1 protein-coding gene is annotated in these 228 nt (G+C 71.9%); it reads left to right on the top strand.

What is annotated here, in order from left to right:
• Window positions 1-2: 2 nt before the first annotated feature.
• A partial coding sequence (locus tag KVS69_RS20970) for a DeoR family transcriptional regulator (protein WP_345776838.1) occupies window positions 3-228 on the top strand: 226 nt, incomplete at its 3' end.

The following is a 228-nucleotide window of genomic DNA, read 5'->3' as shown; positions in this document are numbered from 1 at the left end:
CCGTGCAGGTCAGCGATCTGGTGGAGCGCTTCGGCGTTCCGGCAGTGACCAGCCGCGCCGACCTGATCCTCACCGAAGCGCTGGGCCTGGCCACGCGTACCCGCGGCGGCGCCACCCTGGTGCGCAAGCCCCCGCTGGAGCAGGACACCCACGAAAAGGACACGCAGAACCTGCCGCGGAAAGACAGCATCGGCGCGCATGCCGCGCGGCTGGTGCGCGCCGGCGACA

The sequence above is a fragment of the Stenotrophomonas sp. GbtcB23 genome (genome assembly GCF_019091045.1).
Taxonomy (GTDB): Bacteria; Pseudomonadota; Gammaproteobacteria; order Xanthomonadales; family Xanthomonadaceae; genus Stenotrophomonas; species Stenotrophomonas rhizophila_A.
This window is presented reverse-complemented; position numbering and strand designations above follow the sequence as displayed.